Origin of the sequence: Pedobacter sp. Leaf176 (assembly GCF_001424305.1) — a bacterium.
GTDB lineage: Bacteria > Bacteroidota > Bacteroidia > Sphingobacteriales > Sphingobacteriaceae > Pedobacter.
The window spans coordinates 170,255-191,168 of the sequence record NZ_LMPD01000002.1; the positions used below are offsets into that span (position 1 = coordinate 170,255).

General features: G+C 36.8%; 22 protein-coding genes. 13 read left to right on the plus strand and 9 right to left on the minus strand.

Translation table 11 applies throughout. The features are described 5' to 3' along the window. Nucleotides 1-58: 58 nt before the first annotated feature. Together ASF92_RS06160 and ASF92_RS06165 are read left to right on the plus strand one after the other, a co-directional pair. Entirely contained in the window at nucleotides 59-739 is a 681-nt protein-coding gene (locus ASF92_RS06160; protein ID WP_056089491.1) for an HAD family phosphatase, read from the plus strand. Then, the gene (locus ASF92_RS06165) at nucleotides 733-1,428 is read left to right on the plus strand and encodes an NUDIX domain-containing protein (protein ID WP_056089495.1); all 696 of its coding nucleotides are present in this window, start codon (nucleotides 733-735) and stop codon (nucleotides 1,426-1,428) included. Before ASF92_RS06160 ends, ASF92_RS06165 begins: the two co-directional genes overlap by 7 nt. Before the next feature lie 2 nt (nucleotides 1,429-1,430). On the opposite strand, the gene ASF92_RS06170 is transcribed toward ASF92_RS06165, so the two are convergent. Further along, nucleotides 1,431-2,207 (minus strand): helix-turn-helix domain-containing protein, encoded by a 777-nt coding sequence (locus ASF92_RS06170; protein WP_056089498.1) that lies wholly within the window; start codon nucleotides 2,205-2,207, stop codon nucleotides 1,431-1,433. Between the two features lie 263 nt (nucleotides 2,208-2,470). Here ASF92_RS06170 and ASF92_RS06175 point away from each other — a divergent pair, with 263 nt between their 5' ends. Together ASF92_RS06175 and ASF92_RS06180 are read left to right on the plus strand one after the other, a co-directional pair. Continuing rightward, a complete protein-coding gene (locus ASF92_RS06175) occupies nucleotides 2,471-2,833 on the plus strand; it encodes a hypothetical protein (protein ID WP_157263748.1) in 363 nt (120 codons plus the stop codon). Between the two features lie 60 nt (nucleotides 2,834-2,893). Then, nucleotides 2,894-4,165: an Hsp70 family protein gene (locus tag ASF92_RS06180; RefSeq protein WP_056089506.1), complete on the plus strand. Its 1,272-nt coding sequence runs from the start codon at nucleotides 2,894-2,896 to the stop codon at nucleotides 4,163-4,165. Between the two features lie 296 nt (nucleotides 4,166-4,461). Here the strand turns inward: ASF92_RS06180 and ASF92_RS06185 are convergent, their stop codons facing one another. The 7 genes from ASF92_RS06185 to ASF92_RS06215 are packed head-to-tail and all read right to left on the minus strand — an operon-like array spanning nucleotide 4,462 to nucleotide 12,942. After that, entirely contained in the window at nucleotides 4,462-5,724 is a 1,263-nt protein-coding gene (locus ASF92_RS06185) for a PAS domain-containing sensor histidine kinase (protein ID WP_056089509.1), read from the minus strand. Continuing rightward, nucleotides 5,708-7,081, minus strand: coding sequence for a sigma-54 dependent transcriptional regulator (locus ASF92_RS06190; RefSeq protein ID WP_056089511.1), 1,374 nt, complete (start codon nucleotides 7,079-7,081; stop codon nucleotides 5,708-5,710). The genes ASF92_RS06185 and ASF92_RS06190 overlap by 17 nt, the downstream gene beginning before the upstream one ends. 18 nt (nucleotides 7,082-7,099) lie before the next feature. Next, nucleotides 7,100-8,281 (minus strand): ABC transporter permease, encoded by a 1,182-nt coding sequence (locus ASF92_RS06195; protein WP_056089513.1) that lies wholly within the window; start codon nucleotides 8,279-8,281, stop codon nucleotides 7,100-7,102. Between the two features lie 20 nt (nucleotides 8,282-8,301). Continuing rightward, a complete protein-coding gene (locus ASF92_RS06200) occupies nucleotides 8,302-9,531 on the minus strand; it encodes an ABC transporter permease (RefSeq protein WP_056089518.1) in 1,230 nt (409 codons plus the stop codon). A gap of 9 nt (nucleotides 9,532-9,540) precedes the next feature. Next, the gene (locus tag ASF92_RS06205) at nucleotides 9,541-10,206 is read right to left on the minus strand and encodes an ABC transporter ATP-binding protein (RefSeq protein WP_056089520.1); all 666 of its coding nucleotides are present in this window, start codon (nucleotides 10,204-10,206) and stop codon (nucleotides 9,541-9,543) included. 26 nt (nucleotides 10,207-10,232) lie between these two features. Beyond that, the gene (locus ASF92_RS06210; RefSeq protein ID WP_056089521.1) at nucleotides 10,233-11,690 is read right to left on the minus strand and encodes a TolC family protein; all 1,458 of its coding nucleotides are present in this window, start codon (nucleotides 11,688-11,690) and stop codon (nucleotides 10,233-10,235) included. Between the two features lie 4 nt (nucleotides 11,691-11,694). Continuing rightward, a complete protein-coding gene (locus ASF92_RS06215; protein ID WP_056089525.1) occupies nucleotides 11,695-12,942 on the minus strand; it encodes an efflux RND transporter periplasmic adaptor subunit in 1,248 nt (415 codons plus the stop codon). 143 nt (nucleotides 12,943-13,085) lie between these two features. Between ASF92_RS06215 and ASF92_RS06220 the strand changes: the two genes are divergently transcribed. The 4 genes from ASF92_RS06220 to ASF92_RS06235 all read left to right on the plus strand — a co-directional run bounded on the left by ASF92_RS06220 (nucleotide 13,086) and on the right by ASF92_RS06235 (nucleotide 14,594). After that, nucleotides 13,086-13,304, plus strand: coding sequence for a hypothetical protein (locus tag ASF92_RS06220; protein ID WP_231729755.1), 219 nt, complete (start codon nucleotides 13,086-13,088; stop codon nucleotides 13,302-13,304). Between the two features lie 44 nt (nucleotides 13,305-13,348). Then, the gene (locus ASF92_RS06225; protein ID WP_056089527.1) at nucleotides 13,349-13,546 is read left to right on the plus strand and encodes a hypothetical protein; all 198 of its coding nucleotides are present in this window, start codon (nucleotides 13,349-13,351) and stop codon (nucleotides 13,544-13,546) included. Between the two features lie 80 nt (nucleotides 13,547-13,626). After that, nucleotides 13,627-14,262 carry an HAD family phosphatase gene (locus ASF92_RS06230; protein ID WP_056089530.1) on the plus strand — a complete coding sequence of 212 codons (636 nt, stop codon included), beginning with the start codon at nucleotides 13,627-13,629 and terminating at the stop codon, nucleotides 14,260-14,262. An 8-nt stretch (nucleotides 14,263-14,270) separates the two neighbouring features. Then, the gene (locus ASF92_RS06235; protein WP_056089533.1) at nucleotides 14,271-14,594 is read left to right on the plus strand and encodes a DUF962 domain-containing protein; all 324 of its coding nucleotides are present in this window, start codon (nucleotides 14,271-14,273) and stop codon (nucleotides 14,592-14,594) included. A 162-nt stretch (nucleotides 14,595-14,756) separates the two neighbouring features. Here ASF92_RS06235 and ASF92_RS06240 read toward each other — a convergent pair whose 3' ends face one another. Then, nucleotides 14,757-15,944, minus strand: coding sequence for a proline dehydrogenase family protein (locus ASF92_RS06240; RefSeq protein ID WP_056089534.1), 1,188 nt, complete (start codon nucleotides 15,942-15,944; stop codon nucleotides 14,757-14,759). A 92-nt stretch (nucleotides 15,945-16,036) separates the two neighbouring features. Here ASF92_RS06240 and ASF92_RS06245 point away from each other — a divergent pair, with 92 nt between their 5' ends. From ASF92_RS06245 to ASF92_RS06265, 5 genes are all read left to right on the plus strand, one after another. Then, the gene (locus ASF92_RS06245) at nucleotides 16,037-16,243 is read left to right on the plus strand and encodes an RNA-binding S4 domain-containing protein (RefSeq protein WP_056089536.1); all 207 of its coding nucleotides are present in this window, start codon (nucleotides 16,037-16,039) and stop codon (nucleotides 16,241-16,243) included. After that, complete coding sequence (gene aroB / locus ASF92_RS06250; RefSeq protein WP_056089539.1) at nucleotides 16,243-17,301, plus strand: 3-dehydroquinate synthase; 1,059 nt, start codon at nucleotides 16,243-16,245, stop codon at nucleotides 17,299-17,301. The genes ASF92_RS06245 and aroB overlap by 1 nt, the downstream gene beginning before the upstream one ends. 1 nt (nucleotide 17,302) lies before the next feature. After that, a complete protein-coding gene (locus ASF92_RS06255) occupies nucleotides 17,303-18,253 on the plus strand; it encodes a sterol desaturase family protein (RefSeq protein WP_056089542.1) in 951 nt (316 codons plus the stop codon). Between the two features lie 511 nt (nucleotides 18,254-18,764). Beyond that, nucleotides 18,765-19,598 (plus strand): prephenate dehydratase, encoded by an 834-nt coding sequence (locus tag ASF92_RS06260; protein ID WP_056089545.1) that lies wholly within the window; start codon nucleotides 18,765-18,767, stop codon nucleotides 19,596-19,598. 81 nt (nucleotides 19,599-19,679) lie between these two features. Next, the gene (locus ASF92_RS06265; RefSeq protein WP_056089547.1) at nucleotides 19,680-20,819 is read left to right on the plus strand and encodes a chorismate mutase; all 1,140 of its coding nucleotides are present in this window, start codon (nucleotides 19,680-19,682) and stop codon (nucleotides 20,817-20,819) included. Nucleotides 20,820-20,914 lie beyond the last annotated feature (95 nt).

Below are 20,914 nucleotides of genomic sequence, written 5' to 3' on the forward strand. Positions count from 1 at the left end.
TTATACTTGATAAAGAGTCTTACAACATTCCAAAAAATCACATATTTTAGCCAGCGATATGCAAATTTCAGATTTTAGGCCCAAAGCATTTATTTTTGACTTAAATGGCACCATGATAAATGACATGGAATACCACACTGATGCATGGCATCAAATCATCAATAAGGATTTAAACAAAAACTTATCTTATGATTATGTTAAAAAAGAAATGTATGGCAAAAATCATGAAGTTTTAGAACGCATATTCGGTAAAGGTTATTTTACAGCGGATGAAATAAAAAAACTGTCATTCGATAAAGAAAAACGTTACAGGGAAACTTACTTTCCAAAACTCGCACTAATAGAAGGACTCGGTAATTTTTTGGAAACAGCTAAAAAACAAGGCATTTTAATGGCTATAGGTTCGGCAGCGATAAGTTCCAATATAGATTTTGTTGTAGACGGATTAAAAATTCGATGTTATTTTGATGCTATTGTTAGTGCAGACGACGTACAGATGAGCAAGCCGGATGCAGAAACTTTCCTGAAATCCGCGGAAAAGCTTGGTATTAGGCCGGCAGATTGCATAGTTTTTGAAGATGCACCAAAAGGTGTTGAATGTGCTTTTAATGCCGGAATGAAATGTATTGTACTTTTAACGACCCATGATCAGGAAGAATTTAATGAATATTCAAATATCCTAGGCTTTATCGAAGACTTCAACGAACCAAATTTAAAAAACGTTCTTCTAAAATGGTAAAATATTTTAATCAAAATCCGGTTCTAGTTGCCGTAGACTGTATTATTTTTGGTTACGACGGCGAGCACCTGAAACTTTTAGTTATAAAAAGAGCCATAGAGCCCGTCAAAGATCAATGGAGTTTGATGGGCGGTTTTATCGGACCAGATGAAGATTTGGATGGTGCCGCTAAACGAATCTTACTTGAATTGACAGGACTTCATGATGTATATCTCGAACAATTACATGCTTATGGGCAACCCGATAGAGATCCTATTGAAAGGACCATTTCAGTGGTCTATTTTGCTTTAATCGATATCAATAAGTACAGCAAACAAATAAATGATCAGTACCATGCGGAATGGTTTAAGCTAAAAGAAGTACCCGAATTAATTTTCGATCATACCATGATGGTAAAGGCAGCGATGGATAAGATAAGATATCAAGCTGCCCTTCATCCAGTGTTATTTGAATTGTTACCCAAGAAATTCACAATTCCGCAGCTTCAAAACCTGTATGAACAGGTTTATGATTTACCGATAGACAACAGAAATTTTATTAGAAAAATTACAGCCAGCGGCTTATTAATTAAACTAGCTGAAAAAGATAAGTCAGGCTCGCGAAGAGGTGCATTTTATTTCAGGCTGGACAAGCAAAAGCATAAAGCACAGTTCCAATCTTTTCTAAGTTTTATTTCAAAGCCAAAATAGCATTAATTTATTCGCCTGAATTCAACTGCAGATATCCCTTTTGTTTTTTTGAAATTACTAGCAAATGAATTTGCCTGTTCAAAACCAAGTATTTCTGCAATTACGGCCATAGAGTAATCTGTGTGAATCAGCAGTTCTTCGGCTTCGCGCATGAGTCTTGCATATAACAGTTCAGGCAGATTTTTTTTAAATGCCTTTTTAAGGAAAGCATTTAATTTTCTTGAACTCATTCCCATGCCGGCAGCATAAAATTCGGTAGACCTTTCCGTCTTAAAATATTGTTCTAAAATAGCCTTAAATCTTAAAACCTGCTGTAATTCATCAACTGTTAAATCCATTAATTCTGCATTCAAAACAGCTGAAAAGCCAAGAATTAAAGAAAGATATTGAGCAAGGTAAGAAACATCGCGTTTTGCAAGAATTTCTCTTTTTAGTTGTTCTAATAAAGTAAATGCCTTTTGGGCCTGAGCATTCGTCAAATCTTTGAAAGATAGAGACATAAACAGATTCCTGGATTGAGCATCTCTGTGTTGCAACAAAAATTCCGAATACAAAAGGCTGCTAAAACTAAGCCAGTAGGCAGACGTAATTTCAGCCTCCAAACGAATGATACCTTCTTCGGGAATGAAAAATACGCGACCGGGTGAAAGTACGTAATCGCCAGAATTCATACACAACAAACCTGAAGCTTCCTTGATGATAAGGAGCCTTATTGGAAATTCTGCACTTAACGCCTTATCCTTTTTGAATTTTCCCTTGATATTTTCAAGATGTAACATTATATCAAAGTATCTTATTTATTTAGACATTCTGGATCTTAAAAGAATTACATCTCAATGTACACATTTTTTTCTAATGTATGAAGCTGCTATTTACATTGACAATAGTCAAATTAATTCGATAATCCTAAACTGCCAGGTGAATAATTCCAATATTTTTTTTTAAAAAAAACACTTCTTAATCTGTAGTTTTAATATTACAAAAATAGATAAATTATCACAAAATTAAAACTATATCAGTATCATGGCGTTATTAAAGGCTTATGAGAAGAATCACAGTTATTCTATTTTGCTTATCTTTAATTTCTTGTAAGAAAGAGATTCCCCTTCCAGATGTCATTAAAATGGACGTTTACAACTCAATAATAAAGCATGCAAACCATAACGAGCCAAATGTACTTAACTGGTACGTAAGGAAGGCAAATAAAGGCGGCTATTTCTATACCTTCACAACAAAAGATGTTAAGGACTTCAGTGACTATAGTTTTTATTATTCAGAAAATTTGCCCAAAGACATTAAAGGAAAATTACCTGTAAAAGAAATAGTAGTATGGATTAATCAGTTAAATGGTGATTTACTATTTGATATAATCGGCAAAACCGTTTATCCAATTGTAGAACAATAAAACTAATTTCATACTTTCGCAGCCCAATTAAACAATACCACTAATTTTTGAACGACTGCGATGAGTAAATTTTTATATGGAATTGATTTTGGCACGACCAATTCCGCACTGTCTATCTTTGATGAAGATAAAAAAGAAATCATTTCTACCATCTCCATTCCATCGCTTATCTATTTCAGACACGCCTTAACATCTGCTGATGAAGGAAACTGTGTTGTGGGTGAAAAAGCAATAGAAGAATACCTGAATGACGGTATGGAGGGACGGTTCATAAAATCGATTAAACAGATTCTTTCCAGAACTACCTTTACCGAAACCCGGATTCAGAACAAAAGGTATAACGCCTCAGATTTAGTAACGCTAATTTTAAAAGATTTAAAAGAAACTGCCGACAAGATAATTGGGTTTAATTGCACAAAAGCTGTAATTGGCCGACCTGTTTTCTTTGATAATGATGATAATCAAAAGGATACGCTTGCTCAAACTCGCTTAAAAAAAGCAGCGGAAACTGCGGGTTTTATTAATGTACGATTTCAATTTGAGCCCATCGGTGCGGCATTTGCCTACGAAAAAACAATTAGCAAAAAGGAAAAGGTTTTGGTTGCCGATTTGGGTGGTGGCACTACAGATTTCACTTACCTCATTTTGGACCCCGAAAAAGTTGGGGCAAAAGATCGCAAAAATGATATGATTGCATCCGGCGGAATCTACATAGGCGGAGACAGTCTTGATTCGGCATTCATGTGGGAAAAAGGAACACCTTATTTTGGAAAAAATACACAATATGAGGCCACCCGCGGACAAATATTAAATGTTCCTAAATCACTGTTTGCAAATATTTGCTCTTGGGATAAAATGAATTTTTTTAACGGCCAGAAAATCCAAAAAGATATCGAAGACTATTATTATTTCTCCGGTTACGATAAAAAATTTAAAAACCTTATCACGCTAATTGAGCATAATTTAGGTTATTCCCTCTTTCAATCTATTGAAAGAACTAAAATAGAATTATCTGACAGCCAATCGTCTGGTTTTAAATATTCTAATTTGGGCATCGAAATTAATGAGATGATTACGATAAATGAATATGATGCCGTAATCAATAAAGATATTCAAAGAATTAGTGAATATATGGACAAATTTTTGCACACCCACAATATAAATCCCCGGGAGATAGACTGTTTGTTTATGACGGGCGGAACATCTATGGTAAAGGCCATCCAAACATTATTCAGAAATAAATTTCCTCACATCCCAATAAACTCAGGAGATAATTTTAAAAGCGTAGCTATAGGCCTGGCTTATAGTGGCTATTTATTCGAAGATGATTAACTACCCCTGGAATGTTAAAAAGCCTATGCAAAAGAATTTGCTAAAGCAAAGGCAATCAATTACATCAGCCTAGATGATCTAACAATCAGCCTTTTTTTCCACCGCCAAAAATTACACAGAAAACGCTAAAACCACCTGCGATGAAAACAACGCCAAGTATAAAATTAAGTGTATCGCCCATTCTGTAAGGTATATTTTATAAATGACATTAAAAAGACTAAAAGATTTTTTTCGTATTCTTAATTGGAATAAAATCACCTTATCTATGACAACCCTTTTTTGTATCTGAATAGAAACTAAAATAGAATGGTAAATACTGTTTGATTCGTGCTATAACTTTTTAGTGAAAATTCAAACCCGTGATTGAGCAAAATTTCCCTTACTAGCGTTAAACCAATACCTTGCCCATCTTTTTTTGTACTGAAAAAAGGGCTGAATAATTGTTCTGCATTTTCCTCGGATATGCCCCTTCCGGAATCGGTGATTAACAGTTCCCGACGATTTGGATTCAATTTTATGGTTATCAGTCCATGCTGTTCGATTGCTTCAATAGAATTCTTTATGATATTAATTAGCGCCTGTTCCATCTGCTCGGCATCCGCTGAAATGAAATAAGTACTGGTAGGTAACTCCAAATTAAATTGAATACTTCTTTCGATTGCAGGAAAATGCATTAAATCGGAAACTGATTTAATGAGTTCATTTAAATCGATATTTTTCCGGTTTGCCTTAGGAAGCTTAACTAAATCAGCAAAATTGCGCATAAAAACATTCAGGTTCTGATTCCGGTCAATAGCGATTTTCATAGCATTTTTGAGCATCGTTTCTGAATCATTCTGCCATAATTTTTTGTGCGCTAAAGCGGTATTGATAATTGAATTAACGGGGCCAACGGTGTTATTTACCTCATGAGCCATCATTCTGATAACCTTACTATACACACCTTTCTCAGCGGCGAAAATCTCAGCAGTAACCTCTTCCATCATTATAAAAATACGCTCAAAACCTCTGTCAATAAACCTTGATTTTTGAATTTTATAAGTATGTAATCCATCAGTACGAAGCATTTTAGATGTTCCGGTTGGCATTGGATGAATTTGCTGGTTGAGTACATCAGGATTAGAAATTAAAATCTCTGTGGCTTTCGGGTTTATTTGTTTAACCTGTTTATCAAAGTCCAATATTATAATTCCGGTTGGCGATGTTTGAATCAATTTCTCAAGAAAAAAATGTTGTTCTTCCTGCTTGGTTCTTTCTGTCCGTAACTCATCAATCATACGGTTGTAAACATCAACCAGTTCATCAACATCTTTTTTTCCTGTCGATAAGAATTTAACATTGAAATCCCTATCCTTAATAGCTGAAATACCTTGTTTTAAATAAGTAAGCGGACTAATTAACTGCTGATAAAGACTTATTGATATGACTACAGATACTAAGATAAAAACTTCCGCAAGCAAGAATATGAGTTTATGTGTTTCAAAAACAAAATAGCTCATCACCAGACAAATGACATGAAGAATAACAATAAACAGGATATATTTAATCTTCAGTTTCATTAAACGGAATTTGATGTTTTTCTAAGCGGCGGTACAACGCGTTACGCGTGATACCTAAAGATGCAGCAGCTTTTGTTATTCTATTTTTATGAAAGTTCATGGCTTGTTTTACCATTTCAGCCTCCATTTGCTCTAAAGTCATGGTGCCAACGCCCGGCAATTTTACTTTATCATTTTTCAAAGGGGACAAATTCAATTGAGATTGAAAATCATCGATTCCCAACTCACTTTTAGTACTGATTAAAACGGTACGCTCAACCAGGTTTTTCAACTGGCGAATGTTGCCGGGCAAAGGCAATTGTTGCAGCCAGCGCAGGGAATGGGCAGCAACCGATAAATCTGGCCTGCCATAAATCTCTTTCAAGTTATCAATAAAGAAATTAACTAACAGTGGAATATCTGACGGACGTTCTCTCAACGCAGGCAAATGAATATTGATTAAATTGATGCGATACAACAAATCTTCTCTAAACAAGCCTGAGGCCACCATTTCATTCAGATTCCTATTTGTAGCACAAACCACTCTGGTATCAACCGTTTTAGTTCGGCTGCTGCCTAAAACTTCATAAGTTCTATCCTGCAAAACACGCAACAATTTTACCTGGCTTGAGGCTTCTAAATCGCCAATCTCATCAAGAAAAATCGTTCCCTTATTGGCCATTTCAAAACGACCCATCCTATCAAAACGCGCGTCGGTGAAGGCCCCACGAACGTGACCAAACATTTCACTCTCGAACAGAGAAGAAGAAATACCGCCTAGGTTTACCTTTACGAAAGGTTTGTTTAACCGATTGCTGTTTTCATGTATCGCCTCGGCAATTAATTCTTTACCGGTGCCGCTTTCGCCGGTAATTAAGATAGATGCATTTGTTGAGGCCACCCGGCCGATGGTTTCCAGAATACTTAAGAGGCTCGTATCTTCACCTATTATTTGTTTAAAACTATATTTTTTATCGAGTTCTTTTCTGTTTCGGAGAACTGTTTTTTTCTCTTTAAGTTGAAGCAGCGTTTCTACGGATTGAAGCACATAATCATTATCCCAAGGTTTGTTTATAAAATCATTTGCGCCTAACTTCATTCCCCTTACGGCAAGCTCAATACTTGCCCAACCTGTTATTAAAATTACGGGAACAACGCTGTCAAATGTTCTGATTTTCTGAAGTAAACTCAAGCCTTCCGTTCCTGATGTATCAATAGAAAAATTTAAGTCTAAAATTACAAGTTCAGGCTTTCGGGTTGCAATCACCTCGAAAGCCTGCATTGCATTATCAGATGTGACAACCTCTTTACCAGTTCTCTGTAAAAGAAGTGAAAGTGATGTTCTTACCGCTAAATCATCATCAACAATTAATATCATATTCAAAGTTAAGATAAGTTATTCTTCATGCAATGCAACGGCAGGATGAATACCCGCAGCTTGTTTTCCAGGATACAAGGAACAAATAAAAACTAAAACATAAATAAAAAGGACAGATAATAATATTGCGATGATATATACACTTGCCGGAATATCAAAAACATTTAATAGCGGGAACTGAATAGCAAAAAAACAACCTACAGCTAATGACATGGTGGCGAGTATAATGGCCTCCATAACAAGTTGATAAGACACAGAATTTCCGCTTGCCCCAATTGCCCTTCGCAAACCTATCTCGCCCCTGCGTTTATTTATATTATACCAAAGAACCCCAAACAAACCTAATGCTACATTAATTATTAGGAAACTTGCGACGATGATAAATAGTAGTACAGGGATGATCGTTTCTCTATTTCTTGCATCACGCATTTCATCTACATGTTGAATTTCTACTGCACTGCGCATCATGGTTGCCATAAACTTATAAAGCTTACTTTCAAAAGTAGCATCAGCGGTTTCTCTAACTTTTATTAATAATGTACTCGTATACTTTAAATAAGCAGTATCAAGCTGACTAAACATAACATTATTCCCGGGCACAAAATCGCCGTTTGCCTTATAATCATTGACTACACCAATTATTTTCAATTTATTTTTATTGTCGAAATCGCCGATTAGTTTCCCCGCCCCTTTTATTGTTCCAAACAACTCTTTACTAAATGTCTCATTAATTATAATCCCTTTATCTTTGCTAACTAAGTCTTCCTTAGAAAACCATCTTCCGTCAACCAAGCCAACATTCCATACTTTTTGATAGTCCCTGCCAACATGGAAGTCACTGATATTATTGAATTTCTTTCCGCCCTGGCTTAATCCGGCACTCATAAAACTATCCGAATATGGATAATTCGGACTTGAAAAACTAACCTCTTCGATTTCAGGCATGGCCTTTAATGCTTTGTTCAGATTTTCATAAAAGATACTCAAAGTGTCAGGATTTTTAGACAATTGGCCACCGCCATAGCCAATTGCCCAAACCCTGTTATAATCAAAACCAAGTGGCTTTGTATAATTCTTATAATAATAGGTTAAGTAGGAAAAAACGGCAAAAACAACCAGAAAGGAAATTAGAATTTCGGTTAGGAAAAGGAAATTTTGTTTCCTTTTATTCCATATTAATTTAAACAGATGCTTATACATAATGGTATTTTTATAGGGGCTTAAGCCTTTAACGCTTTAACAATATTTAATTTAGACATTCTCCAGGCCGGATAAACGCCAGAAATTAAGCCAAATAACACACAGTTGAGCAGGCTTAAAAATAATACCGTTAAATTCATGGAGAGATTGAAATTTGGAACATAATCTGATTCGTTAATCAGGTAAATCACCAATATGGAGAGAAAAATACCGATGATTCCGCCAATAAACGTGAGGATTAAATTCTCTACGATAAACTGGTAAACCAAGGTTTTGGACGATGCACCGAATGCTTTCCGCACACCAATTTCTGAAGACCGTTCCATAATTCTGGTAATATTGATGTTAACCAGATTAATGGTCGGCAGCAACAGGAAAAGTAAAACGAAAATGCTACCCAACGTAATCACTTTTGCCACGCCGTTACTGGTCGAGTTTCCCGCCATTCTCCGGGTAACGCTCGTTTTAAATTCATCTGCATTGCAATATATACTATCAAAGTCTGGTGGAATCGGAACTTTTTTCATCATTTGAGCAAATTCGTTCTTCATTTTTGAAACATCACTTTCTGTACGCGCTAAAAGCACAGCATTATATTGGCCCATTAAGCCTGTTTCCTGACTATCTTTAGAAAGTGAATAAGGCAAGTACATACCGCCGGTAAAATTGCGAGCGGAACCCGAAACGTCATCCACAACACCAATCACACGGTAATTAATATTATCTGCAGAAATGTATTGGCCAACGACCGATTTTTCATCTCCAAAATATGCTTCTTTGGTTTTTTTTGTAATAACAGTAACCCTGTCAGCACTTTTAATTTCTTTATCTCCATAGGCTTTACCCTCCAGAAATTTATATGCCAAAACATTCCAATAATCTGCATTGGTATATTTGTAATCTATTACCAGTTTCTTATTGTTTACATAGGCATTTGAAGATTTCTGACCAGATGAAATGGCCATTTTATAAACCGTTTTTAATTTAGAAACATAATGTTCAAAAAAATAAAACGACAGGTTACTCATGTTCACCCAACCCTCCTTGCTATTTTTTATTTCTATACGCTCTACATAAAGTGATCGATTTTGATTGTAATCGGGATAGCCCGGGTTAAACATTTTATCTACCAGTGCAGTGGCTACCATTAAAATGGTTAACGTAAGGCTGATACCAAATAAGCTGATGAAGGTGAAGAATTTCCTTCGTTTCAATACAGCTATAGCGATTTTAAAGTAATTCTTTAGCATAATTTTAGTTTATTGAACTTGAGAACCATCAAATAAACGCACCAGCCGATGGGTTTTCTGCGCCATGCTTTCATCATGAGTAACCATTACAATCGTAGTGCCTTCGTTTTTGTTCAGGTTCATAAGGATTTCCATTATTTCGTTTCCCATAGCACTATCCAGGTTTCCCGTGGGTTCATCGGCCAAAATAATTTGCGGCTTACCCACTATAGCCCTGGCAATGGCTACGCGCTGCCTTTGCCCTCCGGAAAGCTGTGTTGGAAAGTGTTTCAAACGGTTACTTAGACCAACTTTTTCCAATGCTTCAGTTGCCAGTGCTTTTCTTTCCTTTGGTGATGAAGTACGATATAAAAGCGGCAATTCTACATTATCAAGCACCTGTAAATCATTAATCAGGTGGTAACTCTGAAAAATGAAACCCAATTTTTGGTTTCTGAAATTGGCCAGTTTTTTATCAGAAAAACTACTGATGTCCTGGTTATCGATTTTTATATTGCCTTTAGATGGCTCATCGAGCAGGCCCATAATGTTAAGCAACGTACTTTTACCACAACCTGATGGCCCCATTATGGATAGAAATTCTCCCCTTGCAATATCTAAACTGATGCTGTTTATCGCCAGCGTTTCTACCGTTTCGGTCCGGTAAACTTTCTCAATGTTTTGTAAGCGTATCATAATGTATATTTAGTAATTAAGATTTATTAATAAGTTATTTTTATATTTTTTTCAAAGTCATAAAGCGATAAATACCGAAGTTGATAATAGGCACCCCAGAAATCGCGAAGCGATGAAACATAATCTCTCTTAGCCCTGTCATTTTCCTGAAAGGCAATGCTTAAATCGGTTATGCTCAGGTTTCCTAAAACATAACGCTCACTCGCAATCTTATACTTTTCAGCTGCGATTTTCTCTGCTGCGTTTGTTAGTTTAATCTGCTCTTTCATCATATTAAAAAGCGTTACCTGTGTTACAATCTGCTGCTTAAAAGTCTGTTTGTCCTGTTCTACTGCGTAGGTTATAAATTGTTCGTTTGCCTGAGCGGTTTTAGTCCGCGATTTAGATCTTCCCCAATCCATTACCGGAATGGAAAGCTGAATTTCTATCGATTGTTGATTTTTAGGATTACGATAAATATCGAAGGCCGTTAAACCAGCGTTTGAGAAGCCCAGATTTGCGTTTAAAGTGGCTTTTAAACCATTATCCCCTCTGGCTTTTGCAACGTCTCTTTTGGCTTCAGTCAATCGGCGGATAAAACCAATAGCGTCAGAACGGTTTTCAAAAGCTTCAGCTAAAACCTTTTCTGTAGCAACAGACATATCTGCAACCACCTGAGGCATATTTAATTTAATTCTGTCTGCACCTTCAATGCCTGTATAACTCCGAAGGTTTAATGTTGCTATTTCCACATCGCGTTTGGCGGTTCCAACAGCTTTTTGAGAATTCAAAACCTCTAATTGAAGCTGTAGTATCTCATTTTTCGAAATTTTTCCAAGCTCAAATTTTGTATCGGCAATCGTGAGAATCCTCTTTGTATTCGAATAATTTAATTCTGCAATATCGAGGTTGACCTGTGCCAGTAACAAATCGAAAAAGTATTCCGTTACTGTTATGGAAATTTTCTCCTGGGTTTCGATATAAGTTTGTTTGCTTTCGTTGTATTTTAATGGCGCTATCTTTTTATCCCATTTCAAACTGTTGAATTGCAAAATCGGCTGCGTATAACCAATTCCATACGGTATACCATTATAAAGTACATTATTTCGATCGAAATCGTCAAATCTTTGCAATTGTGTCGTGCCATAAACTGTTCCACCTGTTGCCGCAATACTCTGGCTAAAATTTAAAGTTAGTGAGGAATTGTCATAATGAACAGGTTGGAAAAGTATCGTTCCATTGGGTTGCTGTACTTGCGTATAGGTTTTGGTGTAACCAGGTAATACCCCCTCTAAAGCTAACTGAGGCTGGTAATTGGACTTGTAAGTTCTCCATTCCCAATATTTTGTTTCCTTAACCGTGATGGCTTGTTTCGCAGCAATAGAATTTGCCTTAGCCATTTCAACAACCTGAGGCAAAGTGAGTTTCAAGGTATCTATTCTGGCAATTGCAAAACCGGCCAGATGCAACATCAATATTAAACCAATAAGTAATAACTTTCTCATTATCTTAATTACTTATGGTTACTGTTTGCGAATTTTTGTAATCGCCCATATCCGACGTTATGACTTCATCTCCGGCTTTCAGCCCACTTATAATTTCTACATAATCGAAATTACTTAAGCCCGTTTTCACTATCCTTTTTTCGGCGACGCCATTTTTTAACACGAATATTTCTTGGGAGTTGGAACCGTTAAATGCTGGTCCGTTGGCGACCCTTAAAACACCATTTCTTGTCGATGTTACCAGGAAAACGTCGACTTTTTGATTGGGACGTAACACTTTGCTATCCTTTTGATTTAACTGAATATCAAAAGATACAGTGGCGTTGCTTACAGCGGGTGATATATTAACAACGGAACCACGGAGCTGGGTATCGCCGATCCGAATAACCGCCGCCATGTTGGTGTGGATTTTATCTAAAAGGTTATCAGACATGCTGCCTGCAACTTTAAAACCGCTCAAATCGGCAATTTTAACCAGAGCATCACCTTCATGTACGCTAGAACCAATGTTCTTGTTAACCCAGGTAATTACGCCAGGCCTCGTTGCAATTACATCAGCCAAATCGAGTTTACGTTTCAAAGCATTTAATTCATTTTTCTGGATTGCCAAAGCAATTTCAGCTTCCCTGATTTCGATTTTCATGGTTTGCTGTTTGCTTTTAATTTCGTTTTCGAGCTGAAGTTTTTCTAAACCGGCAACTTTTAAATCAAGCTCAGCACGCTCCACATCTTCTTTTGTGCCACCGCCTGCTTTAAGTAATCGCTTTGCAGAAGCAACTGCATCCTTCAGGTTGCTGATTCGTAATTGTTTAATGCTGTTGTTAGATTTAATATCGTAAAAACTCTTTTCCAAATCCAGTTTCAGCTTTCTTATCTCATTTTCTTTAGATTCCATTTGGAACTGCAATTTTCCATAATCAGCCTGACTAACTGATTTATCAAGCAATAAAACCGATTGTCCTTTATTAACTTTATTACCGGCATCCATTAAAACATTTTTAATAGATGCACTTATCGGACTTGTTAACACCTCCTCAAATTCAGGAAGTACTTCACCGGTGGCATTGATGGTATTTTCTATGATGCCGGTTTCTACTTTAGCCGTGGTGATATCTGCACCCGTTAAAGCGGATTTGAAATAATAACGGATTAACAAAATGCTGATCACTAATGTGATTAAGATTATAAAAATAATGAGGTAAGTTTTCTTCTTCTTCGCTGATAAAACTTCTTCTTCAATGAGTTTGTCCATTTAATATTTTTTAAATAGGCCTTTACAAGCGAAGTGCCAACATTAATATATTGAAAATCAATAGTATAGCGATTTATAGAAATAAATATTTGACCGATATCGAACATTCTGTTTGTTATCGAACGCACATCCACAAAAAAATCATGATCAATCTTTCTGCAGAAGATTATCTTTGTAAAATGAAGAGATTGAATAGTGAAACCTCAAATGAAGAACTGCTGGATGTAAAAAAGGGTGATATGGTTACCGACACATTCAGCAAAACCGGACTGGTAGAAGGTATAGAAGTTATTGAGGATGCTTTATACCGGACATTCGTATTTCATTTGGTTACTGGAAGAACAATAACAATCAGAAAATAAACGATTTAAAAATGATAATCAAAAATAATATCTACTAATACGCCATGTTACTTATCGATAAGAACACCCCAACATCTACATTATTAGAAATTAACAAAGATCATCATATTGGAAATAAAAAAGGCGTTAATGGAACCGTTGAAAAAGTTGAAATTAGTAATGACGATGCGTTTTGGCTGTTCCTCTTCCATTTGACAGATGGAAATCTGATAGAAATAAAGAAGATGAAAAACATTTGTTAATGCAAACTAAGTTTTTTTGGGAATTTAAATTAAAAAAATAATTTTATTGAACATCTTTGTGGCTAATAAAAATGCCATCCATGCAAAATATTAAAAACATCATTTTTGATTACGGAAACGTAATTTTCGATATCGATTTCAGAATAGCACAAGATTCATTTAAGAAATTAGGAATTACCGATATTGAAAACTTTTTCGCCCATAAGGCGCATAATCAATTATTTGATGATCTTGAAACCGGAGCGATTTCACCGGCTGAATTTAGGGCTGGCATTCGAAAAGCTGCAAATAAACCAGAACTTACAGATGCACAAATTGACGAAGCATGGAATAGTTTGTTAATCGGCACCATACAGGAAAACCATGATTTGTTGCTTAAAGTGAAAGAAAAATACCGTACATTTTTGTTAAGCAACAACAATGAAATCCACTACGACTGGATAATAAACTACCTGCAAACCACCTTCGATCTGAATAATTACGACGACTACTTTGAGAAAGCTTATTTCTCGCAGCACATGAAATTGCGCAAACCGAATACTAATATTTTTGAACAGGTTCTTAAAGAAAATAACCTGAACCCTGCCGAAACTTTATTTATTGATGACAGTCCGCAACATATTGAAGGTGCAAAAAAAGTGGGGTTAAATACGCTTTTAATGACTGAAAAACCGGCACAACTGGAATCGTTTTTGAAAGCTAACGGAATTTTGTAAAGTAAGTTATGGCAGAAAAGAGGTTTAAATCGCTTAAGGAATTTTATCCATTCTATTTATCAGAACATGTTAATACAACCTCTCGCATATTACATTTTATAGGTACAGGTTTGGTTTTATTAGCTTTCTTTACCGGATTTCTGTTTCATGATTGGCGATTTTTCTTAGCCATGCCAGTTGTGGGTTATGGTTTTGCATGGGTTGGCCATTTCTTTTTTGAGAAAAATAAACCAGCTACGTTTCAATACCCCGGCTACAGCTTAGCCAGCGACTTTATTCTTTTCTACGATTTACTCAGTGGCAAGCAAAGTTTTGTGGTCAAAAAAAGCTAGTCAATTATTCAAATTCGTTGATTAAACCAACGGCAATGATTCATAAAGTCACTCTTAATTTCTGCGCCGTCCATTACAGGATAAATACTGCAAGCCCTCTAACTTGTGATCCTCTTTGAGGTTTTACCACGGAAATACAGAAGACACGGAAAAGAATGTATACTATAGCCTTCTCCTTTTCAACTCCCTTTCAATCAAACCCAACTCTCTCCCTGTTTGACCGGCAACTGATGTATTTTCCTGTGCCCTTCTGAACAAATATGGCATAACCGCTTTAATAGGCCCGTATGGAACATACTTCGCAACATTGTAGTTCGCATCGGCAAGATTAAAGCTCAGATTGTCACTCATACCCAGAAGCTGTGCGAAATATACGTGATGATGGTTATGGGCTACTTTTTTCTCATCCAGAAGATAAGTCAGCAAGCGACTGCTTTCTTCATTATGTGTTCCACAAACGATGGCAATTTCCTCAATATGGTCTACGCAATATCGCAGAGACTCATTATAATCTCTATCCGATGATTCTTTATCGGGTTGAATTGGTGATGGGTAACCCATTTCAGCTGCACGTTTGCGTTCCTTCTCCATGTAGGCACCACGAACCATTTTCACACCTAAAATAAAACCAGCGGCTTTGGCAATCAGGTGGTCTGCCTTCATATCAGCCAATTTATCGTGGCGATACATTTGGTAAGTATTGTAAACGATAATGCGTTCCTGGTTAAATTTACGCATCATGTCTAAGGCCAATTCATCAATTGTATCCTGAATCCAGGTTTCCTCAGCATCAATCATGATCGGAACGCCCTTATCATAAGCCGTACGGCAAATCATTTCACAACGCAGTTTTACTTTATCAAACTCTGCCTGCTCATCGGCCGTTAAAGTTTGTTTTGTATCCAGTTTTTCTAACAAAGCAAAACGGCCAATGCCCGTAATTTTAAAAACAGTAATTGGAATATTGACATCGCCGTCGGCACGAAGAATGGTTCGGATAATTTCCTGACAAGTTTCATCGAATACGATTTCTTCCTCCTCGCCCTCAACAGAATAATCTAAAATGGTTCCAACCCCACCTTTGGCCAGCTGGGCTATCGCCTTATCACATTCGGAAATGGTCTCGCCACCACAAAACTGCTGGAAAATGGTTGCTTTTATGGCGCCTTGAATTGGTAAACCGATATTTAAAAAGAAATTAGTTATTGGCGGGCCAACCTTAGTTAAAAAGTTGCTGCTAATCATTTTAAACAGCCAATACGCCTTTTTTAATTCTGCATTGGTTTTTTGACGAAAAGCAACTTCTGTATTATCGAAATTGGGTTGTTTATTGGGGATTGGGTCAATCATTTAGTATGTAATAAGTCAGATGGATGCAAAATTATAAAAAGCATCCATTCTACGAACGTAAAACCTCGAAATAATCGTATTTTTGCAGCAAAATGATACAATTCAAATTAGAAGGCGAATATATTCCGTTAATCCAGCTGTTGAAAGCCACCGGATTAGTTGGTACCGGCGGTGATGCTCAGGCTGCCGTGATGGACGGCCTGGTAAAATGTAACGGAGAAGTGGAATTTCGCAAACGCTATAAAGTAAGGGTTGGCGATATCATCACTTTTGAACAGGATAAAATCGAAGTAATATAATGCAGACTTTAACAAGTGCAGGCCATTCGCTTTATTTCGAAAGCAATTTAGAGGCCTTGAAAACCCTTTTAGAAAGTAATCAATATAGTAAAGTTTTTATCCTTGCTGATGAGCATACCAGCGAAATCTGTTTACCGGTTTTTCAATCGATGATGGATGATTTTGCTGATTTTGATTTAATCGAAACCTCTGCGGGAGAAGAAAATAAAAACATCGATTTCTGTATCGGCATCTGGAAAACCCTTTTAGATTTCGAGGCCGACCGCAAAAGTTTGATGATTAATTTAGGTGGCGGTGTAATTACTGATATGGGCGGTTTTATTGCGTCAACCTATAAACGCGGTGTTGATTTCATAAACGTCCCTACTACCCTGCTTTCACAAGTCGATGCCTCTGTTGGAGGCAAAACGGGTATCGATATCGATAACGTCAAGAATATGGTAGGTACTTTTACCTTGCCGCGAATGGTTTTCATTGAAACAAAATTTTTGGAAACTTTGCCTGAACGTGAACTTTTATCGGGTTTTGCCGAGATGATTAAACATGGTTTAATTTACGATAAAGCTTACTATAAAAAATTAAAATCAACGGATTATTTAACGCCATCGGCAGAGGATATTTATCGTTCGGTAGAAATTAAGAACGAGGTGGTAACCATCGACCCACATGAAAAAAACCTGCGTAAGATTTTAAACTTCGGCCATACAATTGGTCATGCTTTGGAAAGTTACTCCTTGGCAAACGACGAAAATCCCCTAACGCATGGCGAGGCAATCGCTATTGGCTTCATTTGCGAGGCAGCTTTATCCATCAAAAACAGTGGCTTAACAAAAGAAGAATTAAAAGACATCAGCGATTATATTTTATCGCTGTATCCAAAATACCAAATTAAAAAAGAAAGCTTTGACACCCTTTTTGAGCTGATGCAGAGCGATAAAAAGAATGAGGATGGCAATATTTTGTTCTCGCTTTTAGAAACAACAGGCAAATGTACTTTCAACTGCCGTGTAAGCACAGCCGACATTCGAAACAGTTTAGATTATTATAACAGCTTATAAGATGAAATTTACCGGAAGTGATATTTCTGTTGGCGGATTATTTGGCTTTGTTATCGTTTTAACTTTAGTTGAAATGTATTTTAGTTATGCGCATGACAAAAAACTATACACCAAACGCGATACCTGGACCAATATCTATTTAATGATCGCAGCGGTGATCATCAATTTAGGGATGAAAACGGCTACCTTTTTTCTGCTCGAATATTGCTACCAATTCCGTTTGTTTCAAATCTCCAATGTTTGGATTTATTGGTTGGTTTTAATTTTAGCACAGGATTTCCTGTACTGGTTTCTACATACGGTTGGCCATTATGTTCGCTTTTTCTGGGCGATGCATGTTACACACCATTCATCAGAGCACTTTAACTTAACAACTGGTTTCCGCTCAACTGTTTTTGAACCATTGTACCGCGTGTTTTTCTATTTGCCTTTGGCATTTATGGGCTTCACGGCAATGGATATTCTTTTTGCTTACCTGGTTACGCAGATTTATGGTAACCTTGTACATACACAGTATAAAATCAACTTCCCTAAATGGTATGAATATGTTTTCGTAACGCCATCGCACCACCGGGTTCATCACGCCAGTAATGTGCGTTACCTGGATAAAAATATGGGTATGGTTTTAATTCTTTGGGATAGATGGTTTGGTACCTTTCAGGCTGAATTGCCAGAAGATAAAATAAAATACGGTCTGACTACGCAACCAAAAGATACCGGCCCGGTTAACATTATTTTCCATGAATTTATCGCCCTATCTGCGGATGTTAAAAAAGCCCCGACTTTTATGGATAAGGTTAAATACATTTTCAATCCTCCAGGCTGGAGCCACGATGGAAGCACGAAAATTGCGAAAATAATGCAGCAGGAATTGCATGAGGCGGAAGCGTTGGCAAACAACAACGTTAAAGATTTTGATGAAAAACAAAGAACGCTAAGTTCGACTGGATAATATTAACGGCCTGTATTTTACAGGCCGTTTTTTTTGTTAAAGCGGATTTTGGAAATGGTTGATTCTGCACCACGCTCGCCCCCTCTTTGCGGAGGCGAGGGGGAAGATTTTTCCTATCTAATAAAAAATCTACAAACTCAAGCACCACCCCTTCAATTCCCCCGCCAGCGGGGGATACAAGGAGCATACCTGTAAATCGCCTAACAATCTCAATTATCGACAGCCTTTAAATGATGTTAAACTTCCATTTCATACCCATCTCCAAAACAGTCTAAATCAAAAAAAATTAAATTTTATTAAAAATATTTCAACTTTCCTATTGACAAATTAAATTTTGTTATTACATTTGGCTCATTCAAAAACGAAAATGAAATTATTCAACACATATTACTTTGGTTACTTTTACTATTTTAGTAAGAGCCGGGGCTAATATGCAAAATGATAGATAACAATATTAAAATGTATAAAAAAGTCCCGGCAAACAGCCGGGACTTTTTTGTTTTACGCAAAAATGGAAACGATAAAACGAGTAGCAATTCAAGGTATTAAAGCATCTTTTCATGAAGAAGCAGCCTACAAGTTCTTTGGTAAAAACATTGAGACGGTAGAATGCAATTCCTTTAAAGAAACCTGCGATAAGTTAGAGAAAAATGATGCCGACTTCGTAGTGATGGCTATCGAAAACTCCATTGCTGGTAGCTTATTACCAAACTACACCCTCATACGCGATTATGGTTTCTCGGTAGTCGGGGAAGTTTATTTGCCTATCCAATTGCACTTAATGGCGCTACCAGGCGTAAAGTTTGAAGATATTAAAGTGGTTACTTCTCACCCCATCGCCATCCGTCAATGCATCGATTTCTTTTACGATTACCCGCATATTAAAATCGTGGAGAGTAATGATACTGCGGCTTGCGCAAAACGTATTCAGGACGAAAAATTGACCGACACAATGGCAATTGCAAATAACTTAGCCGCAGAACTTTATGAACTGAACATTCTGGAACGCCGTGTTGAATCGAATAAGAAAAATTATACCCGTTTTCTTATACTCAAGAAGGACAAAACAGATGAGGGTAAGAAAATTAACAAAGCATCAATCTGTTTTCAGGTTGGCCATAAAGCCGGTTCACTTGCAACTGTACTAAATATTTTCGCAGAACAGGATGTAAGCTTAACAAAAATACAATCTATGCCGGTTTTAGGTAAAAGAAACGAGTATTATTTTTACGTCGACTTAGAATGGCCAAGCACCGAAAAATACGATAAGGCTGTTCGAAAAGCATTAAAATACACCTCGAACTTTAATATCCTAGGAGAATATTTAAAGAATGATAAAGTATAGATGAACTACGATTTTAGAATTACGAATCAGCAACAATAAAGCAATAAACAATCGAATTAAAAATATTACAAGCCATAAATCATGAAACTTAATTTAAACATCCAACCTTTAAACACCTGGTTAAACGTTAACAACGAACCATTAATCATCTCCGGACCATGCAGTGCCGAAACTGAAGAACAATTATTAACTACTGCACATTTATTGGCCGCAACTGGTAAAGTATCCGTTTTAAGAGCCGGTATCTGGAAACCTCGTACGCGCCCGGGAGAATTTGAAGGTATTGGAAGTATCGGTTTAGAATGGTTAAAACGTGCTAAAGCAGAAACTGGTTTACCAACTGCTGTTGAGGTTGCAAATGCAAAGCATGTTGAAGAGGCTTTAGCTGCAGGTGTTGATATCCTTTGGATTGGCGCACGTTCTACCGTAAATCCGTTCACAGTTCAGGAAATTGCTGATGCTTTAAAAGGTCATAATGTACCTGTGTTGATTAAAAACCCGGTTAACCCTGATTTACAATTGTGGATTGGTGCAATTGAGCGTATCAATGGCGCAGGAATCACAAAAATTGGTGCTATTCACCGTGGATTTTCTTCATTCGAGAAAAGTTCTTTCCGTAACGAACCGATGTGGGAACTGGCTATCCAACTGAAAACTTTATGCCCTGATTTACCAATCATCAACGATCCAAGTCACATTTGTGGTAACCGTGAGCTAATCCCATACATCTCTCAAAAAGCTTTGGATTTAGACATGCAGGGTTTGATGATTGAATCTCATGTTGACCCATCAGTTGCCTGGACAGATGCTAAGCAACAAGTTACCCCAGCTGCTTTATCAGATTTGGTAGATCGCTTAACTGTTCGTGAACCTGAAGCACCAAACGAAGCTTTCGCTGATAAATTAGCCGATTTACGTAAAAACATCGATAAAATTGACGATATCTTACTGCAAAAATTAGCTGAACGCATGGCAATCGTTGAGAAAATCGGAGAATACAAACGCGATAACCAAGTTACGATTCTGCAGGTTAACCGTTGGGATGCCATCATTAAAAAAGGTCATGCTTTTGCCAAGGCTCTTAAATTAGATTTAAACTTCACAGAGAAATTCTTAGAATTGATGCACGGCGAATCTATTCGTAAACAAACTGAAATTATGAATGCTGGTAAAGCTGCACAAGGAATTGCTGCTGAGCAACATAATGAAGTGAAGGCCTAAATAAGCTGAAAGACCAAAGTTTAATGACTAAGTAAAAAGCAAAGTCTAACACAACACGTTATCGAGAAGTACGAAGCAATCTTAAAACGACAGCT

Bases quoted from the DNA above. Each gene is read 5' to 3' on its own strand.
- ASF92_RS06160 (WP_056089491.1), top strand. From the start codon at position 59: ATGCAAATTTCAGATTTTAGGCCCAAAGCATTTATTTTTGACTTAAAT.
- ASF92_RS06165 (WP_056089495.1), top strand. From the start codon at position 733: ATGGTAAAATATTTTAATCAAAATCCGGTTCTAGTTGCCGTAGACTGT.
- ASF92_RS06170 (WP_056089498.1), bottom strand. From the start codon at position 2,207: ATGTTACATCTTGAAAATATCAAGGGAAAATTCAAAAAGGATAAGGCG.
- ASF92_RS06175 (WP_157263748.1), top strand. From the start codon at position 2,471: ATGAGAAGAATCACAGTTATTCTATTTTGCTTATCTTTAATTTCTTGT.
- ASF92_RS06180 (WP_056089506.1), top strand. From the start codon at position 2,894: ATGAGTAAATTTTTATATGGAATTGATTTTGGCACGACCAATTCCGCA.
- ASF92_RS06185 (WP_056089509.1), bottom strand. From the start codon at position 5,724: ATGAAACTGAAGATTAAATATATCCTGTTTATTGTTATTCTTCATGTC.
- ASF92_RS06190 (WP_056089511.1), bottom strand. From the start codon at position 7,081: ATGATATTAATTGTTGATGATGATTTAGCGGTAAGAACATCACTTTCA.
- ASF92_RS06195 (WP_056089513.1), bottom strand. From the start codon at position 8,281: ATGTATAAGCATCTGTTTAAATTAATATGGAATAAAAGGAAACAAAAT.
- ASF92_RS06200 (WP_056089518.1), bottom strand. From the start codon at position 9,531: ATGCTAAAGAATTACTTTAAAATCGCTATAGCTGTATTGAAACGAAGG.
- ASF92_RS06205 (WP_056089520.1), bottom strand. From the start codon at position 10,206: ATGATACGCTTACAAAACATTGAGAAAGTTTACCGGACCGAAACGGTA.
- ASF92_RS06210 (WP_056089521.1), bottom strand. From the start codon at position 11,690: ATGAGAAAGTTATTACTTATTGGTTTAATATTGATGTTGCATCTGGCC.
- ASF92_RS06215 (WP_056089525.1), bottom strand. From the start codon at position 12,942: ATGGACAAACTCATTGAAGAAGAAGTTTTATCAGCGAAGAAGAAGAAA.
- ASF92_RS06220 (WP_231729755.1), top strand. From the start codon at position 13,086: ATGATCAATCTTTCTGCAGAAGATTATCTTTGTAAAATGAAGAGATTG.
- ASF92_RS06225 (WP_056089527.1), top strand. From the start codon at position 13,349: ATGTTACTTATCGATAAGAACACCCCAACATCTACATTATTAGAAATT.
- ASF92_RS06230 (WP_056089530.1), top strand. From the start codon at position 13,627: ATGCAAAATATTAAAAACATCATTTTTGATTACGGAAACGTAATTTTC.
- ASF92_RS06235 (WP_056089533.1), top strand. From the start codon at position 14,271: ATGGCAGAAAAGAGGTTTAAATCGCTTAAGGAATTTTATCCATTCTAT.
- ASF92_RS06240 (WP_056089534.1), bottom strand. From the start codon at position 15,944: ATGATTGACCCAATCCCCAATAAACAACCCAATTTCGATAATACAGAA.
- ASF92_RS06245 (WP_056089536.1), top strand. From the start codon at position 16,037: ATGATACAATTCAAATTAGAAGGCGAATATATTCCGTTAATCCAGCTG.
- aroB (WP_056089539.1), top strand. From the start codon at position 16,243: ATGCAGACTTTAACAAGTGCAGGCCATTCGCTTTATTTCGAAAGCAAT.
- ASF92_RS06255 (WP_056089542.1), top strand. From the start codon at position 17,303: ATGAAATTTACCGGAAGTGATATTTCTGTTGGCGGATTATTTGGCTTT.
- ASF92_RS06260 (WP_056089545.1), top strand. From the start codon at position 18,765: ATGGAAACGATAAAACGAGTAGCAATTCAAGGTATTAAAGCATCTTTT.
- ASF92_RS06265 (WP_056089547.1), top strand. From the start codon at position 19,680: ATGAAACTTAATTTAAACATCCAACCTTTAAACACCTGGTTAAACGTT.